Origin of the sequence: Mesorhizobium sp. M7A.T.Ca.US.000.02.2.1 (assembly GCF_003996995.1) — a bacterium.
Lineage (GTDB): Bacteria > Pseudomonadota > Alphaproteobacteria > Rhizobiales > Rhizobiaceae > Mesorhizobium.
The window spans coordinates 1-9533 of the sequence record NZ_RZTT01000236.1; the positions used below are offsets into that span (position 1 = coordinate 1).

At 64.0% G+C, this 9533-nt stretch carries 9 protein-coding genes and 1 pseudogene; 6 read left to right on the forward strand and 4 right to left on the reverse strand.

Annotation, left to right across the window (positions count from 1 at the left end):
- The coding region (gene secA, locus EOD15_RS21100; RefSeq protein WP_127408797.1) for a preprotein translocase subunit SecA at nt 1-2606 on the reverse strand (2606 nt) is incomplete at its 3' end.
- Nucleotides 2607-2874: 268 nt separating this feature from the next.
- On the opposite strand from secA, the gene EOD15_RS21105 reads away from it, so the two are divergent.
- Nucleotides 2875-3792, forward strand: a complete 918-nt coding sequence (locus EOD15_RS21105) for a peptidylprolyl isomerase (RefSeq protein ID WP_127321229.1) — start codon at nt 2875-2877, stop codon at nt 3790-3792.
- 67 nt (nt 3793-3859) lie between these two features.
- Here the strand turns inward: EOD15_RS21105 and EOD15_RS21110 are convergent, their stop codons facing one another.
- Complete coding sequence (locus EOD15_RS21110; RefSeq protein ID WP_127321230.1) at nt 3860-4459, reverse strand: TetR/AcrR family transcriptional regulator; 600 nt, start codon at nt 4457-4459, stop codon at nt 3860-3862.
- A 303-nt stretch (nt 4460-4762) separates the two neighbouring features.
- Nucleotides 4763-5992 (reverse strand): caspase domain-containing protein, encoded by a 1230-nt coding sequence (locus EOD15_RS21115; protein WP_127321231.1) that lies wholly within the window; start codon nt 5990-5992, stop codon nt 4763-4765.
- A gap of 170 nt (nt 5993-6162) precedes the next feature.
- On the opposite strand from EOD15_RS21115, the gene argJ reads away from it, so the two are divergent.
- From argJ to EOD15_RS21140, 5 genes are all read left to right on the forward strand, one after another.
- A complete protein-coding gene (gene argJ, locus EOD15_RS21120; RefSeq protein WP_127408798.1) occupies nt 6163-7404 on the forward strand; it encodes a bifunctional glutamate N-acetyltransferase/amino-acid acetyltransferase ArgJ in 1242 nt (413 codons plus the stop codon).
- A 29-nt stretch (nt 7405-7433) separates the two neighbouring features.
- Nucleotides 7434-8186, forward strand: a complete 753-nt coding sequence (locus EOD15_RS21125) for a GNAT family N-acetyltransferase (protein WP_127322230.1) — start codon at nt 7434-7436, stop codon at nt 8184-8186.
- Nucleotides 8179-8601: an 8-oxo-dGTP diphosphatase MutT gene (gene mutT, locus EOD15_RS21130; RefSeq protein ID WP_127322229.1), complete on the forward strand. Its 423-nt coding sequence runs from the start codon at nt 8179-8181 to the stop codon at nt 8599-8601. The genes EOD15_RS21125 and mutT overlap by 8 nt, the downstream gene beginning before the upstream one ends.
- 128 nt (nt 8602-8729) lie before the next feature.
- A complete protein-coding gene (locus EOD15_RS21135; protein ID WP_013529445.1) occupies nt 8730-9044 on the forward strand; it encodes a hypothetical protein in 315 nt (104 codons plus the stop codon).
- Nucleotides 9045-9153: 109 nt separating this feature from the next.
- A complete protein-coding gene (locus EOD15_RS21140) occupies nt 9154-9339 on the forward strand; it encodes a Flp family type IVb pilin (protein ID WP_127322228.1) in 186 nt (61 codons plus the stop codon).
- A 28-nt stretch (nt 9340-9367) separates the two neighbouring features.
- Here the strand turns inward: EOD15_RS21140 and EOD15_RS36855 are convergent.
- Nucleotides 9368-9533 (reverse strand): annotated as a pseudogene (locus tag EOD15_RS36855) (SAM-dependent methyltransferase); the annotation flags it as partial.

Consider the following 9533-nt stretch of genomic DNA (forward strand, 5'->3'; position numbering starts at 1 on the left):
CGGTCCTCGGGAGCGACGATGGCGGTTGTCTCCGGGCGGACCAGGAGGGCGGTCTCGCCGCCTTCGAAGTCGTTTTCGCCGGTGGTGCCGTCGATATGCGTGCCGAACATGTCGGGGGCTTCCGGAGGCGGCGCTTCGGCGGCCTGGCGGACCAGTTCGACGCGCATCAGCTGCGCGGTGACGGCCTGGCGCAGATTGCCCAGCATGGCCTGGAACAGCTCGAATGCCTCGCCCTTGTACTCCTGCAGCGGATCGCGCTGGGCGTAGCCGCGGAAGCCGACGACCGAACGCAGATGGTCGAGATTGACGATGTGCTCGCGCCACAGATGGTCGAGCGTCTGCAGCACAACCGAGCGCTCGACATAGTTCATCACCTCGGGGCCAAAACGCTCGGCGCGCTCCTTGGCGGCGGCTTCGGCGGCCTGCCCGATGCGCTCGCGGATGTCGTCCTCGGCGATGCCCTCTTCCTTGGCCCAGTCCTCGACCGGCAGGTCGAGGTTCAGGAACTCGGCGATCTCGGCCTTCAGCCCGGCAACGTTCCACTGCTCGGCATAGGCGTTTTCGGGAATGGCCTTGGCGACGATCTCGTCGATGACGCCTTCGCGCATCTCGGCGATCGTTTCGGAAAGGCCTTCGCCGTCCATCAGTTCGATGCGCTGCTCGAAAACCACCTTGCGTTGGTCGTTGGAGACGTCGTCATATTTCAAAAGGTTCTTGCGGATGTCGAAGTTGCGCGCCTCGACCTTCTTCTGCGCCTTTTCCAGCGCCTTGTTGATCCACGGATGGATGATCGCCTCGTCTTCCTTGAGGCCGAGCTTCTGCAGCATGCCGTCCATGCGCTCGGAGCCGAAGATGCGCATCAGGTCGTCCTGCAGCGACAGGAAGAATTTCGAGCGGCCGGGGTCGCCCTGACGCCCGGAACGGCCGCGCAACTGGTTGTCGATGCGGCGCGATTCGTGGCGTTCGGCGGCCAGCGCCTTTTCCTTCAGCCGCTCGATGTCGGCAATGATTTCCTTTTCCCGCGCCTCGCGCTCGGGTCCGGCCGGCATGTCGCCGAGCTCTTCCTCGATGCGCATCTCGGCATTGCCGCCGAGCTTTATGTCGGTGCCGCGGCCGGCCATGTTGGTGGCGATGGTGATGGCGCCGGGCTTGCCGGCCTGGGCGACGATCGCCGCCTCGCGCTCGTGATGGCGGGCGTTCAGCACTTCGAAATCGGTAAAACCTTCCTTGTGCAGGCGCTCGGCCAGCTGCTCGGACTTTTCGATGGAAGTGGTGCCGACCAGCGTCGGCTGGCCCTTGGCGCTGGCTTCGCGGATCTCCCTGACGATCGCCTTGTATTTCTCCTCGACCGTCCGGTAGACCTCGTCGTCCTCGTCGATGCGCACGACCGGCAGATTGGTCGGGATCTCGGTGACTTCGAGACCGTAGATGTTGCCGAATTCCTCGGCCTCGGTCAGCGCCGTGCCGGTCATGCCGGAGAGCTTCTTGTAGAGGCGGAAATAATTCTGGAAGGTGACGGAGGCCAGCGTCTGGTTCTCCGGCTGGATCGCCACATGCTCCTTGGCTTCGAGCGCCTGGTGCAGGCCTTCCGAATAGCGGCGGCCCGGCATCATGCGGCCGGTGAACTCGTCGATGATGACGATCTCGCCGTTGCGGACGATGTAGTCCTTGTCCTTCTGGAACAGCCGGTGCGCCTTCAGCGCGTTGTTGACGTGGTGGACGATGGCGACGTTCTCGACGTCGTAGAGCGACTCGCCCTTGAGCAGGCCGGCGTCGCGCAAAAGGTTCTCGAGCTTCTCGGTGCCTTCCTCGGTGAAGATCGAGGTCTTCTGCTTCTCGTCGATCTCATAATCCTGCGGCTGCAGCTGGATGATGAAGGTGTCGATGGTGTTGTACATTTCCGAACGGTCCTCGAGCGGACCGGAAATGATCAGCGGCGTGCGCGCCTCGTCGACCAGGATGGAATCGACTTCGTCGACGATCGCGTAATTGTGACCGCGCTGCACCATCTGGGCGCGCTCGTATTTCATGTTGTCGCGTAGATAGTCGAAGCCAAGCTCGTTGTTGGTGGCGTAGGTGACATCGGCGGCGTAGGCGGCGCTGCGCTCCTCGTCGGACAGGCCATGGACGATGACGCCGACCGAGAGGCCGAGGAACTTGTAGACGCGGCCCATCCATTCGGAGTCGCGGGTGGCCAGGTAATCGTTGACGGTGACGACGTGGACGCCCTTGCCGGCAAGCGCATTGAGGTAGACCGGCAGCGTCGCGACCAGGGTCTTGCCCTCGCCGGTGCGCATCTCGGCAATACCGCCATTGTGCAGCACCATGCCGCCGATCAGCTGGACATCGAAGGGGCGCATGCCGAGCACGCGGCGCGCTGCCTCGCGGGCGGTGGCGAAGGCCGGCACCAACAGGTCGTCGAGTGTGGCGCCATTGGCTATGTCCTGGCGGAATTTCGCGGTGCGGCCGACCAACTCCTCGTCGGAGAGCGCCCGCATCTCGTTTTCCATGGCGTTGATCGCCTCGACACGGGGCCGGGTCGATTTGACCCGACGGTCGTTGGAGGAACCGAAAACCTTACGGGCGAGACCGCCGAGACTGACCATCCGATGGTCCTTTCGATAGAATTCTCAATCTTGAGATGAGCGCCGGCCGGCCCCATCAATTCCACGTGAACACTGGCAAACACATTAGTGAACACTGGCAAACACAAAAAGCGCCCGGAAAACGGTTCTGGACGCAAAGTCGTTGGACAGATAAGAGGGGGCTCAACTGATGTCAACGCCGCGCTGGCCCTGCTGGCTGCGCCAAATTCCGCCACAATCTGGCCGATCTGGAAGCACCCTCTTAACAATCCCCACCGGAGTCCACCCTATGTCCCTGTTGTTCCGCCGCGCGTCGCTCGCCAGCCTTGGCTTGGCCGTCGGCCTGTCGGCCCTTTCGCTCTCGCCGCTGATGGCGCAGCAAACCGCTCCCGCCCCGGCGGATGCAGCAGCGCCAGCCGCGGCACCAGTCGATCCGAATAAGGTTATCGCCACGGTCAACGGCCAGCCCCTGACCGAAGCCGATCTGGTGCTTGCCGAAGGGGAGTTGTCACAGCAGTTCGCGCAATTGCCGCCCGAGCAGCGCCGTGCCGCAGCGCTCTCGGCTGCCATCGAGATCCGTGTCATGGCCGCCCAGGCGGTCACGTCAGGGCTCGACAAGGATCCCGACTTTCAGCGCCGCATGGCCTTCCTGCAGCAGCGCGCGCTGCATGGCGAGATGGTCGAGAAGGGCGTCGTCGACAAGGTCACCGACGCCGAGGTCCGCGCCCGCTACGACCAGGAAATCGCCAACACGCCGCCCACCAACGAGCTGCATGCCCGTCACATCCTCGTGAAGACCAAGGAAGAGGCCGAGGCCATCATCAAGCAGCTCGACGGCGGCGCCGACTTCCAGAAGCTCGCCACCGAGCACACCAGCGATCCCTCGGGCAAGACCAGCGGCGGCGATCTCGGCTGGTTCGGACCTGGCCAGATGGTGCCGGAGTTCGACAAGGCGGCCTCCGCGCTCGAGGTCGGCAAGTACACCGAGCAGCCGGTGCAAACGCAGTTCGGCTGGCATGTCATCAAGCTCGAGGACAAGCGCACCAAGCAGCCGCCGGCCTTCGACGACGTCAAGGACCAGGCCAAGCAGGCGGTCATCCGCGACAAATATTTCGCGCTGGTCAAGTCGCTGCGCGCCGGCGCCAAGATCGAGATCCCCGACGCGAACCTGAAGAAGACGGTCGATACGCTGGAAAGCGCCAAGTAAGACTGATAGGTCTTCGAAAAGGGCGCGGCAGCCAAGGGTTGCCGCGCCCTTTTTCATTGCCGTATTTTTAGGGGGCGGGCGCCGCTATGCCTCGCATCACGTAGTTGACCGCCTTGCCGATGGTGGCTTCGTTCTCGTCGAGCCGGTTGGTCAACAGATGTCTCCAGGCGAAGGAGGCGATCAGGTCTGCGACAACAGCTGAATCGACGCCGGCCGGGATTTCGCCCCTTGCCTTGGCGCGTTCGATGATCTGGCCGGTATGGGAGCGTCGGCCCAGCGAGTAGTCGGCAAGGGCCGCGGCAGCGGTCTCGTCCGACTGTGCCTCGGCGATCAGCGACCGGAACACGCTTCCCGACGATGTCTCGCGCCAGTGAGCGAACAGGTTTTTCAGGAAGCCGACGAGATCCTCCTCCAGCCGCCCGGTATCGGGAACCTCGACGCGCTTCTGGCGCTGATAGACCTCAAGCAGCAATGCCGCCTTGCTCGGCCACCAGCGATAGATGGTGGGTTTGCCGGCGCGGGCCCGCCGCGCCACCGCCTCGATCGAGAAACCGGCATAACCGGCTTCGACCAGCACGGCCTCGGCGGCTTCGAGAATGGCATCGGCGCTGTCGGGGTTGCGCCGCGCACCGATCGATCTGCGCGCCGGATCGGCGTCCTCGGCCATCTCTGTCTCCTCGCCAACACTATCGCCGGCAATATAGGCGACCCGATGCTCAAACGAAACGGCGCGTTTTCAAGCTTCAGGAACGGATGGTAGCGGTAGGGGTTAAGTTTATTCTCTGAAAGTCTACCGGCGTGTCGGTTGGCGAAGCTCCAAACGCAAAAACCCGCCGGGCGGCGGGTCACTGGCGCAAATCAGCACCATGGGCAAAAATGTAGCATAGCTGCCCTCACCGAGTCAAGAAAAAATTCCTATCGCCATGAGACGCTGCCAGCTTGAATTGCCCGGTTGGGCGTGGGATCACGCCTACTGCATCGCCTGCGATGTCTCGGATTCGATACGCCAGCCGCCGCCGGCCTTGACCAGCCCAAGCGTGACGCGCGCCTTGCCGGTCAGGCGTGCCGCCGACTTGTCCTTTGGAAGATAGTCGTAGCGCATCGCAAAGACTGCCTCGGCGCGATCTTCGCCCTGTGGAGTGACCTCCAAGCTGCCTGATACCATGCTTAGCGACCAGGAGGCCCACTGCGCGAACCAGTCGGCCTTGATCTTGACGATGGCGTCGGCGTCGTAGCGGGTTCCGAAGATGAAGGCGGATGGGCCGTAGAGCCGCTTGACGGTCTCGCTCATCGCCCCGGTGTCCGGCGTCAGATAGTCCTGGCGCAGGAATTTCTCGATCGATCCCTTGTCGTCGCCGACAGAGCGTTCAAGTGCTGCGACTTCCGTTGAAGGCGCCGGCGCCGCGGGCGGCCTTTGTGGCTCAGCGGGTTGTCCGTCCGAGACGAATTCGAAGCGTTCGAGCAACGATCCCTGCTCCCAGGGGCGCTGGGTCTCGCGAGTTTGCGAAACCACGTCGCGGCGCACCGCGATCATCATGTCGTTGATGCTCTGGCCGGGCTCGGCGATGTGGCGCAGCAGGGCGGCGGCGAAGGGCGAGTTGCGTCCGCTGCCGTCCATGGCGACAGCGCCAGGTGCCGTCGAGAAGGCGATGAACGAGCCGCGCGTCGAATCGAATTGCGCCAGCCCGGCCAGCGCCTTCGCCGAGCGCGTGGTGGCGGTGCGGCTGAGACTGCGGGCAAACGGATTGTTGCGGCAGGCATCGAGAAACACCAGGCTGACCTTGGTCTGCTGTTCCATGATGTCGAGGACTTCGTCGATCGGTACTGCTTCGAGCTGCAACTTGACCGGCACGTCCAGCCTGGCGTCGACCGGCACGATGTAGTTGCGCCCGTCGACCTGCAGGCCGTGGCCGGCATAGTAGAAAAGCCCGACGCCGGCGCCCTGGAGCGCATCGGAAAACGCGCCGATGCTGCGTTCGAGTTCACGCTTGCCGAGATCATTGCCCTCGATCACCTCGAAGCCGATCGAGCGCAGCTTGTCGGCGATGTCGAGGGCGTCGTTGACTGGGTTGGCCAGCGTGCCGGCTTCGGCGTAAGTGCCGTTGCCGATGACAAGCGCCACGCGCCGTTGCGGCTGCGCATCCGCGCTCAGCAGCAAAAGTCCCAGAAATGCCCATGCAAGGATCGCAAGCCTGCCCATGGGGCAGATCATAACGCCATCGGCCCCGGCGACGCCACCGGATTTGAAATGCAGGCCTAACCACGAGCGGGTTCGAACTCCCGGGCAAGAGCGACGAAAACGCCCTTGCGCCCGCGCGGTCTATCGGGCAAACCGGCCTTCCCCTGCGATTTTTCCCGCCCGAGGCCTCCATGTCCACGACGATTTCGCCGCTCGCGCCGAAGAAATACCCCAAAATGCCGGAGATCGAAGGGGTGCGCATCGCCACCGCCGAGGCAGGGATAAAGTACAAGAGCCGCACCGATCTTTTGACCATGGTCTTCGATGAAGGCACCGCGGTCGCCGGCGTGTTCACGAAATCGAAATGCCCTTCGGCGCCGGTCGATTTCTGCCGGCAGAATCTCGGTGCAGGCAAGGCCCGGGTGCTGGTCGTCAATTCCGGGAACGCCAACGCCTTCACCGGCAGGAAAGGCCGCGAGTCGACCGCGCTGACCGGCGAGGCGGCGGCGAAGGCGGCCGGCTGCACGGCAGCGGAGGTTTTCCTGGCCTCGACGGGCGTCATCGGCGAGCCGCTCGACACCAGCAAATTCAGCCACCTGCTGGCCGGGCTGGTCAGCAATGGCAAGCCTGGGCTCTGGACCGAAGCGGCAAAGGCGATCATGACCACGGATACCTATCCGAAACTGGCGACTGCGACCGTCAAGCTCGGCGACGCCGATGTCACCATCAACGGCATTTCCAAGGGCGCCGGCATGATCGCGCCCGACATGGCGACGATGCTCTCCTTCATCGCCACCGATGCGCCGATCGCCGCCCCCGTCCTGCAGGATCTGTTGTCGCGCGGCACGGCCAAGACCTTCAACGCGGTCACCGTCGACAGCGACACGTCAACCAGCGACACGCTGCTGATCTTCGCCACCGGCAAGGCCGCCAAGCGCGGCGCGCCGGAGATAACCGATCCCAAGGATGCCCGTCTCGGCGCGTTCCGCCGGGCGCTCGGCAAGGTGCTGAAATCGCTGGCGCTGCAAGTGGTGCGCGACGGCGAGGGCGCCCGCAAGCAGGTCGAAGTCACCGTCACCGGCGCCAAATCGGCGCGCTCGGCCAAGCGCATCGCTCTGTCCATCGCCAATTCGCCGCTGGTCAAGACGGCGGTCGCCGGCGAGGACGCCAATTGGGGCCGCGTCGTCATGGCCGTCGGCAAGGCCGGTGAACCCGCCGATCGCGACCGGCTGTCGATCTGGTTCGGCGACAACAGGCTGGCGCATGAAGGCGAGCGCGACCCCGGCTACTCCGAGGCCGCGACGTCGGCCTACATGAAGCGCGACGACATCCGCATCCGCGCTGATATCGGCATCGGCCGCGGCAAGGCGACGGTGTGGACCTGCGATCTCACCAAGGAATATGTCGCCATCAACGGCGATTATCGGAGCTGATGGTTTTGAGCTCCAGGCATCCGGCAAGCATGCTCGCGATCGTACGCCGCTACGAGGCTGCCGGCTTTCGCGCCTGGCCGGCAGCCGCCGTCCACTATGACGGCACCTGGGTGGTGCGGCTGACCGCCGGCCATCCGGCCAAGCGGCTGAACTCCGTCAATCCGCTCGATCCCGGCGATATCATGCACATGGCCGACCGTATCGGCCGGGCCAGCCGCCGTTTCGATGCCTATGGAAGGCCGCTGACGTTCCGCATGTCGCCGCTGTCGGGCCCCGATCTCGCCAGCCATCTCGACCGCGAGGGCTGGAGCCGGTTCGACGAGTCGCTGGTCATGCGGCTGCCGCTGGCCGGCGCGCAGCTCGACGCCGCCATGGACCAGATTCCGCTCAAGGACATCAGCCGCTTCATCGGTGCGTTGCTCAAGGTCAGCGGTTCGGATGTTTCGCTGCGGCCCGGCCTGTCGGAGATCATCGGTGCCATCCAGCCCGAAGCCGGGCTGTTCGCGCTCGAAGATGGAGCCGAGGCACTGGCAACGCTTATCTGCGTGCATGACGGCGATCTCGCCGGCTTGTTCGAGGTCGCCACCGACAGATCGGCGCGCAACAGGGGCCATGGCCGCAACCTGATCCTGTCGGCGCTCAAATGGGCGCGGCTGCGGGGCGCGCGGGAAGCATGGCTGCAGGTCGAGGCCAACAACGTGCCGGCGCTGGCGCTCTACCATTCGCTCGGCTTCGAGGAAGTCTATCGCTACCACTACCGCCGGCCGCCGGGTCATGAATGATGTCGTGACCGCCGGCAAACGCCTGCTCCTGGTCGCCGCCTGCGCGCTGGTCGATGCCGACGGCCGGGTGCTTCTGGCGCAGCGGCCTCAGGGCAAGCAACTTGCCGGATTGTGGGAATTTCCCGGCGGCAAGGTCGAGCCCGGCGAGACGCCCGAACAATGCATCATTCGCGAACTGCATGAAGAAATCGGCATCGAAACCGACATCCCATGCCTGGCGCCGCTTACTTTCGCCAGTCATTCCTACGACGATTTCCACCTGCTGATGCCGCTGTTCATCTGCCGCCGCTTTCGCGGCATAGCCCAGCCCAGGGAAGGGCAGACGCTGAAATGGGTGCGGCCAAAGCAGATGCGCGACTATCCGATGCCGCCGGCCGATGCGCCGCTGATCCCGTTCCTCATCGATCTGCTCTGAGGTTCGCGTCCGGTCGCTTCCTGGCCGAGGCGTGTATCAGCCAGCGTTAATGGAAGATTTATCTCGTCGTGAAAAATTGAAGCATGGCCGTTCGCGGCCGAGCCGTCGATTTGCCGGGGAGCGATAGCATGAGCCTAGACAGGGATTGGGACTCGATCCGGCCCGAGCGCGGTTTTCGCGCCGCCGATGCGGGCATGGGCATATTGCGCATCACGCTGCTGTTCGGTTCGGCCGCGGTGGCGCTGGCGCTGATTGCAACCCCTTTCCTCGACAGCCAGACACGCTCGCTGTCGGCCCGTGATGGTTTCGGCGGGCTTGACATGGCGGCGACAGGCTCGATCGGCCATCGCGAAACCTACACGCTGCGCCGCAGCGTGCTGCAGCCGCAACCGAGCTCGGTCTGCATCATCAGGTCCAATGGCAGGAGCAGCGGCGACTGCTGACATGGTTAAGAGATTTCGAAAAGGCGGCGGTTTCATCGCCTGTTAAGCCTTTGCCGTTAACCTTTCTTAACAGGTCGGCGGTAAGGTCCCGGACAGAGGGGTTGAGGCCATGAAAGCAGTGCTGCTGGATTTTCTGAAGGACGAGACCGGCGCGACAGCCATCGAATATGGACTGATCGCGACCTTGGTGGCACTGGGGATCATCACCGGCGTTGGTCAGTTTGCCGACTCGCTCACCTGGTTGTTCAGCGACAACAACAGCAAACTTGCGAACGCTTTCGCACCCACTCCCTGATCCGACTTTTCCGCGCCTGCGGGCAGGATCATTGCCCGCCGGGTGCCTCCAGGATTGTTTTCAGCGAGACCTTGGCCGACCCTGGCTTAAGCGGTTTTTGCTGCGATGCGTCGGGCGCCCAGCCGGACATCCAGACAATCGAGAAACTTGCCCTCACGCGGCCGTCGGGGTCGGAAAACCGCTCGGCGTAGATT